At 39.9% G+C, this 20216-nt stretch carries 22 protein-coding genes and 2 pseudogenes; 5 read left to right on the forward strand and 19 right to left on the reverse strand.

Features of this window, described 5'->3' with window-relative positions; genetic code table 11:
- Positions 1-38: 38 nt before the first annotated feature.
- Entirely contained in the window at positions 39-512 is a 474-nt protein-coding gene (locus FGL31_RS07150) for a helix-turn-helix domain-containing protein (protein WP_232046357.1), read from the reverse strand.
- 13 nt (positions 513-525) lie between these two features.
- On the opposite strand from FGL31_RS07150, the gene FGL31_RS24815 reads away from it, so the two are divergent.
- From FGL31_RS24815 to FGL31_RS07160, 3 genes are all read left to right on the forward strand, one after another.
- Positions 526-870: a hypothetical protein gene (locus FGL31_RS24815; protein ID WP_232046358.1), complete on the forward strand. Its 345-nt coding sequence runs from the start codon at positions 526-528 to the stop codon at positions 868-870.
- 55 nt (positions 871-925) lie between these two features.
- Positions 926-2128 carry a hypothetical protein gene (locus tag FGL31_RS07155; RefSeq protein ID WP_232046359.1) on the forward strand — a complete coding sequence of 401 codons (1203 nt, stop codon included), beginning with the start codon at positions 926-928 and terminating at the stop codon, positions 2126-2128.
- 431 nt (positions 2129-2559) lie between these two features.
- Complete coding sequence (locus FGL31_RS07160) at positions 2560-4779, forward strand: phospholipase D-like domain-containing protein (protein WP_232046360.1); 2220 nt, start codon at positions 2560-2562, stop codon at positions 4777-4779.
- A gap of 59 nt (positions 4780-4838) precedes the next feature.
- Here FGL31_RS07160 and FGL31_RS07165 read toward each other — a convergent pair whose 3' ends face one another.
- From FGL31_RS07165 to FGL31_RS07225, 15 genes and pseudogenes are all read right to left on the reverse strand, one after another.
- A complete protein-coding gene (locus tag FGL31_RS07165) occupies positions 4839-5120 on the reverse strand; it encodes a hypothetical protein (RefSeq protein ID WP_002993166.1) in 282 nt (93 codons plus the stop codon).
- A gap of 121 nt (positions 5121-5241) precedes the next feature.
- The gene (locus tag FGL31_RS07170) at positions 5242-5691 is read right to left on the reverse strand and encodes a DUF3872 domain-containing protein (RefSeq protein WP_002993167.1); all 450 of its coding nucleotides are present in this window, start codon (positions 5689-5691) and stop codon (positions 5242-5244) included.
- 11 nt (positions 5692-5702) lie between these two features.
- A complete protein-coding gene (locus FGL31_RS07175) occupies positions 5703-6263 on the reverse strand; it encodes a conjugal transfer protein TraO (protein ID WP_002993168.1) in 561 nt (186 codons plus the stop codon).
- Positions 6264-6290: 27 nt separating this feature from the next.
- Positions 6291-7186, reverse strand: a pseudogene (traN, locus tag FGL31_RS07180) (conjugative transposon protein TraN).
- A 24-nt stretch (positions 7187-7210) separates the two neighbouring features.
- On the reverse strand, positions 7211-7459 hold the full coding sequence (gene traM / locus FGL31_RS30270; RefSeq protein ID WP_232046361.1) for a conjugative transposon protein TraM: 249 nt from the start codon (positions 7457-7459) through the stop codon (positions 7211-7213).
- 85 nt (positions 7460-7544) lie between these two features.
- Positions 7545-7625 (reverse strand): annotated as a pseudogene (locus tag FGL31_RS30275) (hypothetical protein); the annotation flags it as partial.
- 149 nt (positions 7626-7774) lie between these two features.
- Positions 7775-8560: a hypothetical protein gene (locus tag FGL31_RS30280; RefSeq protein ID WP_232047198.1), complete on the reverse strand. Its 786-nt coding sequence runs from the start codon at positions 8558-8560 to the stop codon at positions 7775-7777.
- Complete coding sequence (locus FGL31_RS07190) at positions 8547-8831, reverse strand: hypothetical protein (protein ID WP_002993171.1); 285 nt, start codon at positions 8829-8831, stop codon at positions 8547-8549. The genes FGL31_RS30280 and FGL31_RS07190 overlap by 14 nt, the downstream gene beginning before the upstream one ends.
- Before the next feature lie 17 nt (positions 8832-8848).
- Entirely contained in the window at positions 8849-9277 is a 429-nt protein-coding gene (locus tag FGL31_RS07195; protein WP_138090272.1) for a hypothetical protein, read from the reverse strand.
- Between the two features lie 10 nt (positions 9278-9287).
- The gene (traK, locus tag FGL31_RS07200; protein WP_002993173.1) at positions 9288-9911 is read right to left on the reverse strand and encodes a conjugative transposon protein TraK; all 624 of its coding nucleotides are present in this window, start codon (positions 9909-9911) and stop codon (positions 9288-9290) included.
- 20 nt (positions 9912-9931) lie between these two features.
- Positions 9932-10927 (reverse strand): conjugative transposon protein TraJ, encoded by a 996-nt coding sequence (gene traJ / locus FGL31_RS07205; RefSeq protein WP_002993175.1) that lies wholly within the window; start codon positions 10925-10927, stop codon positions 9932-9934.
- 3 nt (positions 10928-10930) lie between these two features.
- Entirely contained in the window at positions 10931-11563 is a 633-nt protein-coding gene (locus FGL31_RS07210) for a DUF4141 domain-containing protein (RefSeq protein ID WP_002993177.1), read from the reverse strand.
- A gap of 27 nt (positions 11564-11590) precedes the next feature.
- Positions 11591-14092: a TraG family conjugative transposon ATPase gene (locus FGL31_RS07215; RefSeq protein ID WP_138090274.1), complete on the reverse strand. Its 2502-nt coding sequence runs from the start codon at positions 14090-14092 to the stop codon at positions 11591-11593.
- Positions 14089-14421 (reverse strand): DUF4133 domain-containing protein, encoded by a 333-nt coding sequence (locus FGL31_RS07220; RefSeq protein WP_002993179.1) that lies wholly within the window; start codon positions 14419-14421, stop codon positions 14089-14091. Before FGL31_RS07220 ends, FGL31_RS07215 begins: the two co-directional genes overlap by 4 nt.
- An 11-nt stretch (positions 14422-14432) precedes the next feature.
- The gene (locus tag FGL31_RS07225) at positions 14433-14696 is read right to left on the reverse strand and encodes a DUF4134 domain-containing protein (protein WP_138094704.1); all 264 of its coding nucleotides are present in this window, start codon (positions 14694-14696) and stop codon (positions 14433-14435) included.
- Between the two features lie 628 nt (positions 14697-15324).
- Between FGL31_RS07225 and FGL31_RS07235 the strand changes: the two genes are divergently transcribed.
- A complete protein-coding gene (locus tag FGL31_RS07235; protein WP_138090276.1) occupies positions 15325-17496 on the forward strand; it encodes a TonB-dependent receptor in 2172 nt (723 codons plus the stop codon).
- 5 nt (positions 17497-17501) lie between these two features.
- Positions 17502-18296, forward strand: a complete 795-nt coding sequence (locus tag FGL31_RS07240) for a cation efflux transmembrane domain-containing protein (protein WP_094280386.1) — start codon at positions 17502-17504, stop codon at positions 18294-18296.
- Between the two features lie 60 nt (positions 18297-18356).
- On the opposite strand, the gene FGL31_RS07245 is transcribed toward FGL31_RS07240, so the two are convergent.
- The 3 genes from FGL31_RS07245 to FGL31_RS07255 are packed head-to-tail and all read right to left on the reverse strand — an operon-like array spanning position 18357 to position 20172.
- The gene (locus FGL31_RS07245; protein ID WP_002993186.1) at positions 18357-18992 is read right to left on the reverse strand and encodes a hypothetical protein; all 636 of its coding nucleotides are present in this window, start codon (positions 18990-18992) and stop codon (positions 18357-18359) included.
- A 2-nt stretch (positions 18993-18994) separates the two neighbouring features.
- Positions 18995-19393, reverse strand: a complete 399-nt coding sequence (locus FGL31_RS07250) for a DUF3408 domain-containing protein (protein WP_002993187.1) — start codon at positions 19391-19393, stop codon at positions 18995-18997.
- An 11-nt stretch (positions 19394-19404) separates the two neighbouring features.
- The gene (locus tag FGL31_RS07255) at positions 19405-20172 is read right to left on the reverse strand and encodes a ParA family protein (RefSeq protein ID WP_002993188.1); all 768 of its coding nucleotides are present in this window, start codon (positions 20170-20172) and stop codon (positions 19405-19407) included.
- Positions 20173-20216 lie beyond the last annotated feature (44 nt).

The raw sequence follows: 20216 nt of genomic DNA on the forward strand, positions 1-20216 counted from the left end.
GTGTAATCATTTCCCTGTGGGCGATGATATCGTCACTATCATTCGTGAATAAATCCATTTTCAGTAGTATTGTCCAGCTGTCCGGCTTCGAGCAAAGCCTGTACATCTGAGCGTTTATAATAATTTTTACGGTTCAGTTTTGAATACGGTAATAGTCCTTTGCTTTTGTGGGTCTGTAAAGTCCGCTTGGTAATGTTCATCATCAGACATACTTCCTGGTTATCGAGCCATTGTTCCGCTTTAAAAATGGGCGTATATTTCTGTGTGGCATTTTCGGTCAATTCCAAAAGTGCTTTTAGCTCATTTTTCATTCCGTCTAGTGCCGACTTTTGTATTGCAATTACTTCCATTGTTTGCTCAATTTTACTATGGAAGTCGAATTTATAAATGCTTATGATAGCGTTAGAAAATGTTGCAGGCTTTGGCTCTGAAAGGTAGTGTTTGGCTCCGCGATAAATTTCAGCATAGTTTATTTTGTAAATTTGAAAATTATAGGTTAATAACAAATTCAATAAGAATTTTTAAATGGCATTATTACAAAAAGGCAAATCAAACTATCCGTTTTGGGGAGCATCAATAAATTTAATTACAGGACTTGACCCATTAGGGCTTCAGACAACTTCAGAGGCAACTTATGCAACGATGTTGCCCGGAATTTCTAACTTGACTAATCGACTGCGGTACTATGGCTTTTATTGCTGGTTATTAGATTTTTACTTTAAAACAGAGAAAAAGGGAAATTCAAAAGAGCAATACCGCTTTATTCGCAGGGCTGAGTTAATGATTGCTATCATAATGCAAAGTCAGCGGAAAGCAGTTCAGCAAATTACAGGAAGTAATTTCGCATCAAAACCTACTCAACACGATTGAAAATGATTATTTTGATTTAGCTGAGGGGGCTGATAAAGACGGTACAGACAAAAATGTGTATTGGAAATATCCGTCCGGTGCTTTTGGGCAATATTATTATGGGGCGATGCAAGCTCTTTCATTAATTATTACTGCGGTAAATGATTTTGGAGACGTTGTTTACAATATAAGCCAACCACATCCCAGACAAAAAGTTTCAGGAAAACAATTAGCTAATGCTTTTGAGATATCATTATCCCCCCAAATAAAAGAGTTATTTTACAGCAACATAAAAAAAGGAAAGCTTTACCAATCGGATATACCAGAACTAATCAAATATTTTGCGATTGAGACTATAGAAACTGAAAGCAGTGAATGGCAATTGTATATGGAAATGCTCCTTGACAAAGATGAGCCAAGCCAAGAAGTTGAAGAATTGGTGACTTTTCATAGAAGAGAAACCATTTTATCGCTAATAAAAACAGCGGTTCAAAACGATAATGACTATAATTGGTATAAATTTTTGCTCGAAAGCTATCATAAAAAATTAGGTTCAAGCACTCAACCCGAAACAGAAACAAACATCGGTTGGTATTGCTATCAACTAAATGAATATTGGCAATACAGTTGCGGAACAATATTTTGGGCATTGCTGCAACATCTTTACGATTTTCAACAAGACCAATATTTGCCGTCTTTTGTTGAGAAGTTTTCGGATAGCATCTCAAAAGAAATTTGCAAAGATTTTAACCAATCAATACAGCCCACATCTTTAGTTTCAGAAATTTTATCACTCATTCCAGATACGAACGACGAAGAGGAAACGAAAAGAGCAATCAACCAAACCAACGACCCAATTCTTGCTGGTAAATACGGTTTCATGCTTTTACTTCAGCTGTTCAAAAATAATAGAGAACAATTGCATCCTTTGAAAGAATTTATGAGTAGAAAGAGAACAGAAAGAGATGGAAATATGGTTGATGGGATCCTTACAGTTCATAAAGCAGAGAAAGAAATTCTTAAAGATTTTGTTGAACAATTTATTTTACGCAAAATAATTTACAGACACACAATGGTTGCCCTTAGAAAAATGGGTAATGGCTCACAATCCACGCATAAATTTTTTATAGAAGAACAATACATCCGTTTCATCGACATATTTCCACCAAGAAATACATCGCCGAGAATGAATGCTTTGCAAAACATAATGTTTGATTTGCAGGTAATCGACGAGGAAAAGGTTTTGTCTCCGCTTCACACAAAACTTTTGGTTGACTAATGGCATTTGAAAGAGAAAACATTTTGACTTTAATTGGAAGCAGAAGATACCATTCTTGTATTCTTACCACTTTCAGCTTTGACTTTTACTTTTTTGAAATGAAAGCAATGAAATGGTTGCGTTCGTGTGGTGTGAGAAACATTAATGTTTTTATTGACGGCTACTATTATTCAGAGTTGATGCGACAAGCCACTGGCGAAGAAATGCAACTTACTGCCGGTTATTCACTTTATCCTGTTTTTCAAAATTCAGTATTTCATCCAAAAATCTGGATGCTATTTGGCGATAAGGAGGGTTTATTAATTGTTGGTTCAGGAAATCTTACCAATTCGGGAAATGGAAACAACGATGAAATTTGGGGAGCATATCATTTTGATATTCGTTCGACCGAGAACGCCCCAATATTTTCATCTGCTTGGAATTATTTATCGATGCTTTCATCAACAGTTAAAGGTCAGATGAATGAAAAGACCACAAGGTGGATAATTGAACATTCAAAATGGCTTAATGAATTACCAGCAGTAAAACCGTTTGAATTTTTAAATACTTCACAAAAAGAGAAAGTTGCTTTTTTATTCAATTCCGAAACCTCTTCGATTTGGAATGAGCTATTAAAACATATTAGCAACGAAAAAATTGTTGAAATTACTACCATTTCTCCATTTTATGATAGCAAAGGAAAGGTACTGCAAGAGCTTAAAAATCTTTTCCCAAAAGCAGATATTAATGTGGTTTTAGAAGAAAGTGGTTTTATTCCATCGGCAATGGATTTAAGTAAAACATTTTCATTTTACGACTGGTGCAATGCTGGTATCAGTAGAGTTCAATATTCGAAATCTGATAATTCAAACTCTAAACTTCACGGAAAGATTATCCATATTAAAACAAAAGATGGTAAAGAATTTTGCCTTTTCGGAAGTGCCAATATAACACCGGAGGGCTTGGCATTAGCAGGAAAAAATGCAAATGCAGAAGTTTCACTTCTTATACGATCTGAAAAAGGTGGCTTGCTTAATAAATTAGGCATAAAATTGAAAGTTGGCAACAAAAAACAACTTTCAGATTTTACTTCTACAGCTCATAAATCCATTTATGAAACGATAATCAAGAATAATAAATTTCAGGTTCAACTTCTTAGCGCAGAATTGATTTATGATGAGCTTACAATTCACTTAAATGGCAATTTCTCAGAACCGTTTAAATTTATGCTTTTTGATAAAGAGAACCGATATTTTCATTCCCAAACATTCTCGAAGTTTGAGCAAGAACTAAAAGTAAAACTCAATGCAGAATTAGGTAGTTTTCAGTACGTTCAATTGGCTAATATGGAGGATGAATTTGTATCAAACAAACTTTTGGTGTCTGATTATTTTCATCTTGCCAAAACCCATCCAAATCCTAAAACTGAAGACATAGAAAGGATTTACAGCGAAATCCAAAATGGAGAACTAAGCAAAGTTCTCGACTTGTTGCATTATGCGATAATTGATGAAACGGAAAACGAAGAAAGTGCAAGTATTCTGAATAGCCGTAAAACTACAGATGCAAAAAGAGACGGAAACAACGAGCCCGAAAAGCTGTATGACCTTTCTTCTTACAAACCAATTGAGCATTCTGCGTATGAGAAAAGTCTTTTGCTTTCTTCTCTTTCGCTTCGGGTTTTAGATGTTTTAAAATTCATTCACTCAAAATCTCTGTCCATAAACAGACAGATTGATATTAGCATTGATGAACAGGAAGAAAATTTAGGTAACATTGATGGCAATGAGAAAAACGAAGTAAAAATAGTTCGTAATCTTTCTTTTGCGTTGCTAAAGTCTGAAAAAAGAAAATTGACAAGCTATTTTGATAATCTGTATTATAATCAGCAAGAACTTCTTTATGGTAACAATAGACCCCAAAACTATAAACCCACATTAACAGACTTAACCAAATATTTGATAACGCTTGAGCTGATACTTGAATATGGAGGCAAAACAGAAAAATACGACGAGCAAGAAAAGCAACATTTCTTTAGCTATCTTCCGTTTAGCAACAATTATGACAACAATAATGTGAAAGGTTGTTGTTTAAACTTAATAGGCGACTTTTTAATGTTGGCAAGAACAGGCTTTAAAGAATACGAATTTGATTATACAAAAAAGAAAGTTGAGGAATTAAAAGCCGATGCACTTGTAAACACGATTGTTTGCCTGATAAACAATTATTGGAAAGATGGCGAGATGCATTACTTTTTTTCAATGCTTCTAAACACGCTTCATTATTTAGGGTGGAAAAATATTGATGATTTTGAAAATAATTTTGATGATTTGCAAATTAAAATCAATCTTAGAATTTCTGACCTAAAACAGCGAACCAAAGGACTTGAACAGAATCTGATGGTGTTTTATTACAAAGTTTGTCCAGCATTTAAAAAAGTTATGAAGCAACTTGCAGAAAAAAACTTCGATACACTGGCAGTTCAAGGTCAAATTATTTACAAATCTCCGTGGGGTTACAGCTATGTTCAATCAGTAAATAAAATAAATGACTTTACGCTAGTTAGACCAGGCTTTATGTGGGATGATGTTAAAGAAGATTATATAAAACATAGCCCAGATGAAATATATTTGCCGTTAAGGCTCTCTTCTTTTATTTGTACGGATTTGTAGTCATAAAAAATCGGATAACCTTTTGGGCTATCCGATTTGCTTTTAAAATTCTGTAATAATTATCTGCGTTGGGCAGGTTGTTCGGTTGTTACGTCAGGCTGCTGTTTTTCCTTTTTTTCACGGGAATAAACCCATAACGACAACAGCCCAAATATAATCAACGCATAAGCTATCCATTTGCCAACCTTTTCAATCAATTTAATGAAAATCGAACTTTCATAAGATGAGAACCCCTCAGTTCCCATAGAGCTGCGCCTGTAAAACTTTCTACGGTTAATCCAGTAACGAAGTACCAAGCCTGCAACCAAAAATATGATACCTATAACGAGTGATGCAACCATAGTTTATTTCCACTATTTGAATTTACAAAAAAATATTTGTTTAGCCCCTGAACGATGCGTATTCAATACAAAAACGGCTTACCAATCCAATAAGCCGTTTTTTATGAATTGACATGCTGTATTAATCACTACTGTTAAACTGAAAAGTTATCTGCTTTTCGTTCCCGAAGTTATCCGAAATCCAAACCTCAAAGGATTGAGATACTGCAGATGCCGAAGTATAGTACAAACGGAACTGCTCGGTTGGTAACTCATACAGATCATTAGGTAGGTACGGCGGCTCATCGTAATACCTAAGTGTGCCCTTTCCGTCAAACTGGAAGTAGCGAAGGAAATATTGCGTGCTGCTATAATTTCCAGTTCGCTGTATTGTAATGCGGATCTCTACCGTCTGGCCGTTGGCAACATATTTAGGCACTGGCATCACTTTGACCTCAAAAGGAAAGTCCTTTTGTATTTCGAGTTCATCATCTTTGCTACAAGATACCAACGTAACCGAAGCTGTGAGGATTGCCAGGAATACATATATCGGCAGTAATCCTATTCTGAAATTATTGAATATTGCTATCATTGTTTTCTGTTTTAAAAGTTAAACCTTAATCCCATACCTACGGACGGTCGGAACTGTTCTAAGTCTTTACCCCAAAGGACTTTTGTACGCCCTTGCAGGACTAATACAAATCGGTCGGACAGGTACGTTTCAAATGTGAGCCGTCCACCAGCTCCGTAGATAAAATTGTCCTCGCTCAGTATCTTCGATCCGTCATACAACATAGCTTCGCCCCGGTTAATGCTTTCATAACCGACTACGCCTGTTATTCCTAAATTCAGCGTGATGTTTTTTCGGGCATCGCCCAACAAGTAGAAACTGTAACCGCCTTCGGCACTATAACTTTCCTGCGGTATGCGCAGGTCTTTATAGTCGTGGTATTGGTGTGTATATTCCAATGCCCAAAGCTGGTAATTGCCGTTTTTACCATTTACAGTCATCGCTACACTGATGTAATAATCATTGCCAATCTTATCATTGGATAATACGCCTGTGCTTATTTCCAAGCCTTTCTGTTTAGGCAGCATTCGTTGTGCCTGTGCCATTGTGATGCCCATTAAAACAAGCATCACGGTATAGATATACTTTTTCATTTTATTGCTATCTTATTTAAAGGGTTATTAAAATTTCAGGTGCATATCGTTAATCAAACGAGCCTTGATTAAATCAGAGTTTTCTATCTGAAAGTGTTTGATGCCTGCCACCGTTTTTCTCGAAAATCTCAATCAGTAATACCTTGTCATCAGCAATGGTAAATTGGTCTAACATGAACACGTTTTGCTCGATGGTTTTTCCACCGATCTCGTCCAATGGTTTGTAAGTGCGTAGCGGTATCATCGGACGTTCCTGTACTACGGTACGTTTGGCTACCTTTTTATCCACTACCTTGAAATTCACAAAATCAATCTGAAATGGCACATTGGTACGGTTTTCTCAATTCCGTATGCAAATAGTATTTGCCGTTGTGGATGTAAATGCCTTTGAGCATAAACTGAATGCCGAAGCTCTTAGCTCCAATATGCTTTACAATGCGTTTGTCTTTCTTGTAAATGGTTTCCAGTAGCAAGCCTGCCAGCGAGGGCGAATTGTTGCCCAATTCTTCAAAAAGCACATCGTTACCATTGGCTTTATCTACCGCTTTCTGCATCGTGAGCAGGTCATAGCTCATTGCCGCCGGGTAGGAACTGTAATACACGTTGAAGTTGTAAAAACGACCGTCATTCGTGATAACGGAAAAATTGGTTTCAGGCTCAAAGTCCCTTACAGATGCTTTCACACGCAACACGTTTTCTGCATCTTCGGCTTTTCCTGCTATCAGGTATTCGCTGCCCAAGTCCACATAACGAATGGCGGTCGGGAAAATCAAGTGCGAAGTTTTATCGTAAGTTACTTCCATACGGTACGGTTCTATCTTGCCCAGGGCAAGCGGCGTTCTGATGGTGTCCTGTGCGTAAGAGTTTACGGCAAAGCCGAGTATCAGGGCAAAAGCCCAAAAGGTTTTTAAATGATTTTTCATTGTTTTATTTATTTGAGTTCAACATTATTTTTTAGATACAAGAAAGACCTGATAGCCCGCTTTCAGTGTAACCTTTGGCGTTCTTACTTTCTTGGCGAAATAGCCTGAGATACCCTGTACCACGCCACGGCTTAAATCAGCCGCTACCTGCTGTCCGGCATTCTGCGTGAGCATTACGCTTGTTCCCCCTGTCTGGCTCATATTGGCCGCCATTTCGGTAAGTGCATTCATTTCCGGCGAATACGGAACGTACAAGCCTTGCTGCCCGTCCAAATCGTAAATGATTATATCTACCGGAATGATGTTGCCCTCCCAGTTCTACGGAGGTAACTTTTAATTGTAGCCTGCCATTCTGAAATTTTGCATTAGCCGTTACAATTGTTCCTTTGGGAATGGTACGTTGCGGGGTTTTAGCAGGCTCTAATAGTCGTAAGCGCACACCCGTTTCGCCAACTACTGTCTGGGCTTCGTTTACACAGGCTTTGATGCTGTTTTTTAGGCTGTACTACCTCTTCAGTAGAACCTGCGGTATAGAACCCGCGGCTTTTTGTTTGGCTCCAATCGGCTGCAAAGGCACTGTCCGACGGTTCACGGTACAAGGCTGATACAATGTTCTTTCTTGTTGGTGTGAACGATACAAATTGCTCTTTTTTGGTTAGCACCCGCAGCCACAGTAGTTGCACCGTTGGCAGGAGCAGCATTTCCGGTGTTAGCATTTTGCGGAAGATACTTTGCAGCCATTTCATAGGATTTCTCCATTAATTTGAGTTGGTCGTCAACGGTGGCCACAGGTGGCACATCTTTCTCGGCCAGCTTTTCTTTCATTTCGTCCAGTTGCCTGCGGAGTTCCATTGTTTCAGAATTATTATCCTGATAGAATGAACCCAATGTGCTTTGCATATTTCTGTAGCTGTTCAATCCATGATTACCGTTTCTTCCCGAATTTCTGCCGCCACCGCCAAAGCCGTTGCTTTCTTCATCTTGTTCAGGTAAACCTTCTTCATTGTCAGCAGATGCACTGTCTTCAGTATTCCAATAATCAGAAAGCGTGGTCAGTGCATTGCGCTTTTCCTGCTCTTTGCGTTCGAGCATTTCCTGTTCATACGCCTTGCCTTTATCGGCAGGCATTCCTGCCCCGGTAGCCTGTGGTACGGCATCGTTTAATCCGATGTTCTCCACCGCCTTTTTGTCTTTCGACGGTTTAAATATCAGGTACATACAGCCGAGAAATACCACTCCCATTAAAAGGAATATAAGTGGCTTTTTGAGTTTGTCGGCTTTGTTCTGTGCGCCGTCTTGCAACACATCAGCAGTTTCATTCGGGTTCCCCTCCGTTACCCGAACAACCGATTTTTTGTTCTCATTTTCTTTCATAAATCTGATTTTTTAAAATTGTTGATACACTATCCGGCAACCTTGCAGGATTTCCATTTTTAAGGACAGGGTTCTCAATATGTTTAATGACCATATTGTTACCTGACTTTGAGGTGTCGTACATCACTTTGCCAATGACCACTACGGTGAGCAGTAGGTAAACCACAAAGAAGTACAGCGTATATTGGCGCTGTTTGCGCAAAGGCAACGCCCGCCAACGTTCATCGAGCCGGTCAAAGTACCTGTCCATATTTGCTCTTAATTTTTTCATAGCCTTACTATTTGTTGTTACAGCTTGAAACGCTTAGGACTTTTACCCGCCTGTTGCTTTGGCTCATCGTTGACCAGTGCGACCGCTTCCGTTAATTTGGGTGCAGATATGACGGACAGGTTTGCCAGTTCTGATTTTTTAAGCAACTGCCCGAAGCCGTCTTTCTTGGCTATTTCCATACGGCTAAGCGAAAATTTGCCATTCAGGTATTTTACCCACATACTGCATTCTACACGGGGCTTGTCATCACCCGACCATTGTAGGTAGCCTGTCAGAAATAAATCCTGTTTAGGTAAATTGTCTGCACCTTTTTGGCAGTTTTTGAGGAATTCGCTGATACTGTCTTTCAGCTTTCTGGCATACGCACCCTGCGTATGGAAATAGCCGTTATATCCTTTGTCTGTAAGGATTTTTGCGAACGTTTTTAAATCTGATAATGCTTCCATAAGATTGTTTTTAGCGTTCGATGACTTCGATATCCCTGTTTTCCACGACTGCAAATTTTTCAATATTGAAACCTTGCGGGTTGTTGTCAGAGCGAACGGAGTTAACGAGATAGCAGGAAGTAATCAGGTTACGTCTGGTTACATTGCTTGACCGGATGATGAACTGTTTGGCATAGGTGCGCACTGCATACGGGTAGTTGTCGAAGTTGCACACGACACTATCTACCTCTATGCGTTGTTGCACGTTCCCCGAAATAATCCTGCTGTAATAGCCCTTTTCCGATAAGTCTTTGTAGTAATCAAAAGCACTTTTATCGGCAAGGTTGAATGCCCTGCTCATATTGCTTTCAATAGCATTCTTGTCGGGGGCAAGCGTAAAGAACAGTTCGTGGAAACGTCTGACGTGTTCCCTTGCTTCAACCGGGCGGTTGATGCTTGCATCCTGCGACAAGGCAAGCATCAGGGATTTACCATTATCCAGTACATAGATTTTTTGGCGTTGTTCTTCTGCAAAGCGGTAGGAACGCCATACGGCGTATCCTACCACACTGGTGCAGAGAACCGCAAACACAATGGCATATAACCTTATCTGCCTAAAGCTGTTTTCGATATTTCTTAGCGTTTTAAATTCCATTTTTTAGAATGATTAATTGTTTATTTATTCATCAGTTTACCGCCGATGTTTCCAACTGTCGAACCTGCGCCTGCTCCGGCGATATTTCCGGCTTTCATTGCCGTGGAGTTTACATTGCGGGTAAAGTTCCCTGCGCCTCCGGCTTGGATTACCCAACCTGTTACTGTCGGTATAGTGAAGTACCCGATGATGCCGATAATCATAAAAATGATGTACACGGTATTGCTCGTATCAGGAATGTAGGTGGGGTCGGCAAGCATTGCTATATCCCGTTCTAAAATGAGGGATTGTATTCTTGCCAACATTGAGCTGAACAAATCCGAAACGGGAAGCCACAGGTAAACGCTTACATACCTCGTGAGCCATTGCGTGAGCGTGGACTGAAAGCCGTCCCATACGGAAATAGCAAAGGCTATTGGTCCGAGTATGGAGAGGACTATCAGGAAAAACGTTCGTATGGTATCAATGACCAAAGCCGCCGCCTGAAAGAGTATTTCCAATAGATTGCGAAACCAGTCCTTTATCGCCTTTTCAATCTTGTAGGCTTGCCTGTCCATATACATACCCGCCATTGTACCAATGTCGGACGGCGACCAACCCAGTTCGTCCAGTTTCTTATCAAACTCTTCGTCTGATACCATATAGGCAGTTTCAGGATTTCTGACCATTGCCTCATATTCCAACTGGTCTTTCTGCTGTTGCAGCTTGTTCAGGTCAATCACCTGGTCTTCGAGTATTTGGTGGGTTCCTACAACCACCGGGCTTAACACTGCATTGATGGTTCCCAGTACGATAGTCGGGAAGAACATAATGCACAGCCCCAAAGCGAACGGGCGCAGCAGAGGGAACATATCAATAGGTTCGGCACGGCTTAAAGCCTGCCAAACCTTTAATGCTACATAGAACAATGCTCCCAATCCCGCCAAACCCTTAGCTACTGCCGCCATATCGCCTGCAAGCGGCATCATATCGTCATAAAGCGATCGCAGGAGTTCGTGAAGATTATCCCATTCCATAGTTTACCAGTATTTTTGGTTAGCAGTTCCGTAGAGTTCAAGCACTCTTTGGGCATCGTTTTTCTTTTTCGCTCTTAGGTAGCTCACAGAAATGTTCTTAGTGGTGTAGTAGCGTACAAGGCTGTGGTAATCCTTTACCTCTTTGTACACACGGTCAATAATGTCCATACGCTCTTTGTCATTCAGCGAAAGGCTTGAAGAGGTTACAATCTGCTTTAGTTCTTTCAGCAGTTCGGTACTTTCATTGAGCAGTGCCGAATAACCGTTGCCAATAGCGACCAATTCCTGTGGCGAAAAATTGGGGTCGTTCATCATCTTGCCGAAGTTCTGCACGTACATTTCGGACACATCGCCCACCAAGAGTACGGTTTGCTGCACCTTACGGGCATCTTTTACAAGGTTGTTGATAGCTTTCAGCTTGTCGTAATACTCCTTGCCCTGGTCGTACACTTTCTTTACTTCGTTGAAGTTCTTTATCACATTACTCACGGTGGAAGAAGTCTGTATGATTTCATTCGCACTGTTGATAATCCCTGAAGCCAAATTAGCGGGGTCGGTTACAACCCATTGGGCTTTTGCTGACGGTGCTACGGCGAGCATCAGTGCCGTACACACCAGATACATTACTTTTTTCATTGTTCTGATTTTTTAAATTGTTAATGACTATTGATTTGAATTGTCCCGCCGTTGCATTGCGATATGCTTAATAGCGAGTTCTACGTTACCATCGAGTTCCGCAGCAAGCTGCATCACTTCCATCTTTTCGGTTTCCTCTGTGGTGTAGGCGAGGTATTCCTCCAAACTAACTTCGGTGGCATAGACTGCCGAGTGCGTACCACCTAAACCAATCCAAACCTCTTTGTACAAGCGGCTTGCATCGTTGTTCATATTGATGGAAAGTACCTGACCTTTTTCTTTGTCGGTAAGCCCCAACATTGCCTGTATATCATCAAACTTGTTCATATACTTGCGTTGGTCTAAAAGGATTTTACAGTCGGAGTTATTGATGATACTTTCTTTCACAATGGGCGACTGGATGATATCATCGACCTCCTGTGTTACGACAATGGCTTCTCCGAAAAACTTACGCACGGTTTTGAACAAATACTTGATGTATTCTGCCATTCCCTCTTTTGCAATCGCTTTCCAAGCCTCTTCAATCAGGATAAGTTTGCGAATACCTTTCAGTCGGCGCATTTTGTTAATGAACACCTCCATAATGATAATCGTGACTATGGGAAAGAGGATTTTGTGGTCTTTTATCGCATCAATTTCAAACACGATAAAGCGTTTGGAAAGAAGGTCTAACTGCTTATCGGAGTTGAGCAAATAATCGTATTCTCCTCCTTTGTAATAGGGTTCGAGAACATTCAGGAAATTGGCAATGTCAAAATCTTTTTCCCTGACTTGTTTCTCCTCCAATACTTTGCGGTAGTCGTCTTTTACATACTCATAGAAGCCGTTAAATGACGGATAAGTATCATCTTGTTTGATACGTTCGATGTAACCGGAAACAGCATTGGACAATGCTACTTCTTCCGACCTTGTCGGCGGTTCATCGTCCCGTTTCCAAAGAGTGAGTATCAGAGTTTTGATACTTTCCCGCTTTTCGATGTCGAACACGCCGTCATCGGTATAAAAGGGATTGAACGCAATCGGGTTATCTTCGGTGTACGTGAAGTAAACACCGTCTTCGCCTTTGGTTTTTCCTTTGATGAGTTCGCATAATCCCTGATAACTGTTACCCGTATCTACGAGTAGAACGTGAGCACCCTGTTCGTGATATTGGCGTACCATATGGTTAGTGAAGAAAGATTTTCCCGAACCTGACGGACCAAGTATGAACTTGTTTCTGTTCGTGATAATCCCACGTTTCATCGGCAAATCGGAAATATCCAAATGGATTGGTTTTCCTGTAAGCCTGTCCGCCATTTTGATACCGAACGGAGAGGGCGAATTGTGGTAATTCGTTTCTTCTGCAAAGAAGCACAAGGCAGGTTCTATAAACGTATAGAAACTTTCCTCACTCGGAAAATCGCCAGCATTGCCTGGCATTGCAGCCCAATACAATGTGGCAACGTCTGTCGTGTTGTGGCGGGGCTTACACTCCATTAGTGCCAACGCACTACCGCAATCGTTCTTTAGCTGTTTGAGTTCCGCAGGGTCTTCCGACCAAGCCATAATATTGAAGTGTGCTCTTACAGAAGATAGCCCGAAGCTGTGTGCTTCGTTCAGATACTTCTCAATCCACTCCTTATTGATTTGGTTCGCCCGACTATAACGGGTTAAAGAGTGCATATTACGGGCAGATTTCTCAAACTTTTGCAGGTTGTCCTCGCTGTTATCCAAGAATAGGTACTGATTGTAAATGTGGTTACAGCTCAATAACAACCCTACGGGTGCAGCAAACGACAAACGGCAGTCGCTCCGGTCGGTAGATAGCTTTTCAAAGCGGGTATCAGCCGAAACAGTTGCAGGCAGGTCGTCCGTATCGGACAAGGTGTGCAAAGACAGCCTTTTGTTGCCGATACGCACTTCTTCCGCTCCTAATGCGATGTCCTGCATTGGTGTTCCGGCTTCTCTCGAAAGTGTAAGGTATTGTTCCAGCAATCCCTGTTTTTCGTCTGTTCCGATGATGTCGTCTTCGGTCAAACGTCGCAGGTTTACAAAACCGCTATCATTCACGATACGTTCAAACTGTGCGACCGCTTCCATAAATTGATGTATCGTTTCCTTATTGATTTCCTTTGGAATAAGCGTACCCTTGCAAAGCGAACTGAAATTGCTTTGCATACGCATTCTGTTCTTGGTCGTTTTTGTCAGGAACAGGTAGCAATAATGGTTCAGGAATGGTCGTTCGTTGAAATGCCGTTGATAGCTTTTGGAAAGAAAACTCTGGTCTTCCTGTGCCAAATCGGGAGTGTAGCTTTCTTTGATATACCAATCTTGCTTGTGAATGACTGTAAAATCGGGTAATGTCTTAATCGCCTTATGCCAGGCGGAGTGAATAGCTTCGTATTCAGCCGATGCTACCGTAAACAGCTCAGGCAATCGTACTTCAAAACAGGCGGTTATGTCCGCATCTTTGGACAGGATACAGTTGTTTTCTACTGCCAAGAGTGGAAACTTATGTTCCAATGTGGTTGTTTTGGCTACATTTCTCATACGGCTTTCGGTTTAGGAGTGAATTTTAAATACCTGCGTACAGGCTTACGACAAATAATGTAGCGAGGGTGTCGTTTTCTCGCACCTACTTTCATTAGTCCGTGTTCTCTGTACTTTCGGTTCAGCGAAAAGGTCTGCCATACAATGAGCGAAGCACCGCCAGCTCCGAGAAACAGGCAGACGTAATTACTTACGCCAGCCATATACAATATCATCACGAAGATGAGCGTACCGAGCAGACCACCAGCGAATATGAACAGGTATTGGGCTTTCAGCCCTTTAAATTCCACTGTCCTGCCAATGCCTTTGTTAATGTTATAACTGTTCATAAGGCAGAGGTTTACAGGAAGAATGAACGCAGGATAGTAGCCGCAACAATCAGGAAGATACACGCACCGAACCACGAAGCCGCCGTCTTCGATGTGTCGGGGTCGCCCGAGCTGAATTTGTTGTACACCTTAACACCTCCGATTAAGCCGACAACCGCCCCAATCGCATAAATGAGTTGGGTGGCAGGGTCGAAATAAGACGTTACCATTTGGGTAGCCTCGTTGATACCTGCCGACCCGTTTCCCTGTGCGAACGCACCCATTCCTGACAGCATTGCTACGGCTGCCAGCAAAACTTTTTACTTTGTTTTTTCATAATTGAAACACATTAATTTGTTACTGTTATCCCGCACCTTGCGGACTTTCGGGACAAAGGTGTTTTAGAAATCAAGGCGTGATAACAAAGTGGCAGTGAGAGGAATTGTTTGGCTGTGGGTGGCTGAATTGCTAAAGAAAATAGAGAGGTGTTGACAGGAAGAGAGAGGTTTTTACTATCTTCGTAAAATGAAATCCTTGTCGTACATATTAGCATTAATGGTTTTGGTCTTATCGACCTTGCCAAGCTTTATGGAAGATAAATGTTTTGACCTAGTGAATCAAACAACAAATAGTCAAGAACAAGATAGCGACGATTGCGGTATGGAATGTTGCTCGCCTTTTTCTAAATGCAATACCTGTACTGGATTTGTAATTACTTCCTTTTATGCTTTAACATCCAATTATGTCCAACAACCTAAAAAGAAATTAGGTGTAATAACAGCGTCAGCTGTTTCAGACTTCCTCTCTTCCATTTGGCAACCCCCTAAGATTAATTAATGTTTTTAGTGTCTTCGGCACAATAACAGATTACGGTGCTACAAACCGTCAATTCTCATTTTTCAAACATTAATGTTTTTTTATACAATGAAAAAAATAGTCTTTGTGTCATTTTTTATGACACTAAATCTCTGTGTATTTGCACAAAACATTTTAAATGCTGTTATTAGAAACAGTGAAAACAAAAATCTTTTGATTGGAGTGACAGCATCTATAAAAGGAACCTCGCTTGCCGCTACATCAAACGAAAACGGTCTCATCATAATAGAAAATATTCCTGATGGGATACAGGAAATACATTTTAGCTATATCGGTTTTAACGACTATATAGATACATTGGAATTTCCATTAGCTGACAACAGTCCTATTGAAATCTTACTCAAAGAAAGTTCAGAGGAGTTAGAGGAAGTTGTCATTTCATCCACAAGAAGCACAAGGAGTATACAAAATATCCCTACCCGTATTGAATTTATTGGAAGTGAAGAACTGGGCGAAAAAGGGAACATGAAACCGGGAGATATTCGTATGCTTTTAGCGGAAAGCACAGGTATTCACGTACAAACCACTTCGCCTACCAGTGCCAATGCAAGTATTCGTATTCAGGGACTTGATGGAAGATATACACAAATCCTGAAAGACGGTTTCCCCATTTATTCAGGTGCTTCAAGTGGATTGGGTTTGTTACAGATACCACCACTTGACCTCAAACAAGTAGAAGTCATCAAAGGCTCTACATCTACACTATATGGAGGCGGAGCAATAGCTGGACTGGTCAATCTGATTTCCAAAACGCCGACCTATGAGAGAGATTTAGGTTTTCACCTCAATGGAACATCCGGCAGGGGTTTGGATATAAACGGCTTTTATGGACAAAGGTTTAATAAAATTGGAACAACTATATTTGCTTCCCATAACCGTAACGCAGCTTATGATCCTGCTAAGAACGGACTATCCGCTATTCCACAATTCGAACGCTATGTACTGAATCCGAAGCTCTTCGTTTATTTCAATGAAAAGACGAAACTGAACTTCGGTATCAACACAACGATCGAGAGCCGTTTGGGAGGTGATATGCTTTACATCAAAGGAAATGGAGATAATACAAACCAATATTTTGAGGAAAATAAAACACAACGCTATTCCACACAATTTATTTTCGACCATATCATCAATGAAAACAGTACTGTTCAAGTCAAAAATAGTGTAAGTTATTTTAACCGAAATACTACCATTCCAAACTATAAGTTTGAGGGAACACAAACAGCAAGTTTTACCGAAGCCAACTACACCAACAGTACTGAAAAATCGGAATGGGTCACAGGTATTAATATTTGGACGGATAATTTCAAAGAAAAGCAGATTATGGCATCTCCGTTGAGAGATTATAATCAGACTACATTCGGTGCTTTTGTACAAAATTCTTTTAATGCTACGGATTGGTTTCAATTGGAAACAGGTTTTAGAACGGATTATGTTGTGGATTATGGGGTGGTATTCTTACCGAGAGTTTCGGCTCTATTCCACATTGCCGAGGGCTTAACTTCACGAGTTGGTGGTGGATTTGGCTATAAAACACCTACCATTTTTACGGAAGAAAGCGAACGCCTACAATATCAAAATGTAATCCCCATTGACGACAAGACCAATAAATTGGAAAAAAGTTATGGAGCAAATGCAGACATCAATTACCGCACCTACATTGGGGAAGATTGGTCATTTAGCATAAATCAATTGTTCTTTTACACCTATTTGGATAATCCCTTGTTACTTGAAAACTCCTCGGCAAATCTGTATCAGTTTGTTAATTCTCCTGGCTACATCCATACCAAAGGAACAGAAACCAATATTAAAATTGGTTATGATGACCTGAAATTGTTTTTGGGTTATACCTATACAGATGCCCGATTACACCATAATGGAACGACTGTAGAAAGCCCTTTAACACCAAAACACCGCATTAATTCCATCCTGATGTATGAAATAGAAGACAAATGGAAAATTGGTCTGGAAGCCTATTATTTCAGTCGCCAAAAACTGAATAATGGAACTACGGGCAAAGATTACTTTATTACTGGATTTATGGCTGAAAAGATTTGGGAAAGATTTTCTCTGTACATCAACTTTGAAAACTTCCTCGACACCCGACAAACACGCTTTGACAGCATTTATACAGGAACAATAACCAATCCAGTTTTTAAAGACAATTATGCACCTTTGGACGGATTTGTGATTAACGGAGGAATAAAATTTAAGCTTTAAAATAAATGGAAAAAACCATATTCAATATAACTAAAATGGATTGCCCAAGCGAGGAGCAATTAATCCGTATGAAACTGCAAGACTTTGATACGGTAAAAGGATTGGAATTCGATATAGCCAATAGAAAATTAGACGTTTATCACGATGGAAACCCAGAGCCAATTTTTTTGGCTCTGGGAACACTGAATCTAAATACGACATTGGTTTCAACCGAAAAAAGTAATTTCGTTGTTGAAACAGATACAAGCAACAAGCAACGGAAATTACTTTGGATCGTATTGATTATCAACTTCCTGTTCTTTGGATTGGAAATGTTATTCGGTGTTTTTTCAGGCTCAATGGGGTTGGTAGCCGATAGTTTGGATATGCTTGCCGACAGTGTCGTTTACGCATTGGCATTAATCGCCGTGGGTGGAACAATCGCTTTAAAAAACAACATCGCCAGATTTGCAGGATACTTCCAAGTCTTACTGGCTATTATAGGTTTCGTTGAAGTAATCAGACGTTGTATGGGAATTGAAGCTATGCCCGATTTCAAGACAATGATTGTCGTTTCAGTTTTAGCATTGATTGCAAACGTATTTTGCCTTTATCTTTTACAAAAGAACAAAAGTAAAGAAGCGCATATGCAGGCTTCGATGATATTCACATCAAATGATGTCATTATCAATTCGGGAGTTATTGTTGCTGGTCTTTTAGTTAATTGGCTCAATTCAAGTTATCCAGATTTGATTATTGGAGCTATTGTATTTGTAATTGTAGCAAGAGGGGCTTACAGAATATTGAAGTTGGCAAAGTAAATGTAAAAATAAGTTGAGCCTGAAATTTAGTTTTTCAGGCTCAATTAAAATAATTCCGTTTCAGACAAACTCCCCAATATCAAAATCATCTAAATCATTGTTCCGCAAAGTGGAAGAACTGATTTCCGTTTCAGATGAGAGTGAGCTATCCAATAGCTTGGCAATTTTACTGGATGCACCCGCTATAGAATTTTCCAGCAGACTAAATAATTCGGTTCCCTGTATTTTCTGAACGATTGCTATCGCTGTTTCCTTTTGAGATGACTCCAGTTTTTCTTGCTGAAGCAACATCCCCACGGAGCTTAGTTCTTCAAAGGTAACCCCTTGGGCAAAACCATTATCGCCACCAGATATTCCGTACCTGTTCCATTCTTCTTCCTCTTCTTCAAAATCAGGTTGATTGCTAAAAACTTCATCCAGCTCTTCCTGCGGAATCTGAATACTCCTGTTTTCATTTTCGTCGTATTCAATGTCTAAATTATCGGGATTTACCTCTGGTTCCTCAATCTGGCGTTCATTGGCAGTGTTTGGCACTGAAAGGCGTTCTACGGGTTTGGGCTGTCCCATAATATCGGGCAGATCCGGATTGACTTTCTTTTGCGGAGGTTTTTGTTTTGACCTTTTCTTAATGATAATCTTATCCTGCAAAAGCAGGACAATGACGATCAGCAGGCATATTACTATTACAATTTCCATAACTATAAAATTGGTTTAAAACGTTCGTTGAAATAATCTGTAATATCGTCCCCGTACTCTCTAAAATGGTGTTCAAGAATGTTGTCGATATAAGAATAGAGTGTAGTCTTTTCTTCTCTTGTTAATTGTACTATACGTAACAACCTTTCGTGATATTCTGGACGAATGTAAACGACCTTTCCGTTTCGACCTGAAGGAAAACGATTGACCAGAAATGTCTCCTCATAATCCACCTTCTTTAGGGAGCTATTGCGGGCTTTTGGTTTTGTTTCCTTCTGTATTTTCTGTTGTTGAATAACTTCGGGTATAGTAACAGATTGATTACCACTCATGATATTCATGATTAATTCTTCATCAACATCGGGCTTATCAAAATCTTTTCTTCTCTTATCTGTTGACATACTTAACTATTTTAGAGATTAACAATTTTTAAAAATTCTTCAATAAATAAATCCAGTCTCGTTACTTTCATTAGTTGAGGTTCGGCAGGTAACAGACTTGACCGAAATACACTGTTCGGTGTATCGTCCGTCTCTTTTCTGAAACGTTTACTATCCATTATCCGAGAATTCATCACAGATAAATCGAGTTCGTTAATAACGCTTTGATAAGCCTCGTATATTCCTGTTTTCTCTCGACCATCTACCTGATTCCAAAACATCCACATTTTCTGATCTTCATTACTCTCCTCCGTTTCGGGCAAGCCAAGGAATGCTTTAGTAAAGCTCAGTGTACTTTCCATAACTAGACGGTCAGCACTAATTGGAGAAAAAATAAAATCCATTGTTCTTAAGGTCGTGAGCACACCTTTTGTATTAGCTGTTCCGGGAAGATCAAAAAAAGTTATATCAGGCTCTATTGCAGATTGATTTACGTATTCTAAAGCCTTTGACAAGGCATCCTCCGGTTTACAACTGATAATCGGATATGCTTTTTTATTGATACTTTGATACAACTTCATTGCAGCTCTTTTGTGGTAATCATTCTGCATAATAGTTTTCAAATCCCTTTCCCTCATATTGGCTAAGCTGTGTTGTGGGAAATCACAATCCATTACAAGGACATTAAAAGCTAAACGATAATGCAATACACTTGAAAGTAATGCGGTCATAGTAGATTTTCCAACACCGCCTTTAGGCGTTGAAAAACTAATTTTTAAAGTTTTCTTTTTTGTTTCCATTATTTAAAGATTTATTGTTACACATTTTATTTGTTTGGCAGGTT

It is taken from the genome of Sphingobacterium daejeonense, from assembly GCF_901472535.1.
Taxonomy (GTDB): domain Bacteria; phylum Bacteroidota; class Bacteroidia; order Sphingobacteriales; family Sphingobacteriaceae; genus Sphingobacterium; species Sphingobacterium daejeonense.